The 522-nt window shown below is 40.4% G+C and carries 2 protein-coding genes; both read left to right on the top strand.

Annotated features, from left to right (window positions below; all coding sequences use genetic code 11):
- On the top strand, positions 1-284 hold a 284-nt coding region (locus DC366_RS20720), incomplete at its 5' end, for an STAS domain-containing protein (RefSeq protein ID WP_108693793.1).
- A 9-nt stretch (positions 285-293) separates the two neighbouring features.
- Positions 294-522, top strand: a 229-nt coding sequence (locus DC366_RS20715) for an MBL fold metallo-hydrolase (protein WP_119851600.1), incomplete at its 3' end; no start/stop codon positions are given.

The raw sequence follows: 522 nt of genomic DNA, 5'->3' as shown, positions 1-522 counted from the left end.
GAATCAATACAGATGGACAGCGAAATATCGTGCTTGACCTTTCAGAGGTGGAAACGATCGACCCATCTGGGCTGCGCTCTGCATTAATGGCTCACAGAATGTGTAAAGCATTGGGAGGTGTTTTTATATTAGCATGTGCAAATGAGGCTATCACACAGCTAATTGAGCTTTGTAAGCTAGAAGATGTCTTGGTATCAGTTCCCACTATTCAGGAGGCGGAAGATATTGTCTTCATGGAAGAGCTCGAGAAAGAGTTCCGTGGTTTTTCGACATCAGAAGAGTAACGATATTCGATGACGTTTGATTTAACTATATTGGGTAGTAATTCGGCAACACCTGCTTATGGAAGAAATCAGACATCACAAGTACTAAATATCGACAATAAGCTATACCTAATAGATTGTGGAGAAGGAACGCAGCTGCAGTTGAATAGGTATGGCATTAAATCTTCCCGAATCAAACATATTTTTATTAGCCATCTTCATGGCGATCATTACTTAGGCTTAGTTGGTCTTCTATCAT

Source organism: Pelagivirga sediminicola, assembly GCF_003072125.1.
Lineage (GTDB): Bacteria > Pseudomonadota > Alphaproteobacteria > Rhodobacterales > Rhodobacteraceae > Roseovarius > Roseovarius sediminicola.
The sequence above is the reverse complement of the archived record's forward strand: the minus strand, read 5'-3'. Positions and strand labels throughout refer to the sequence as shown.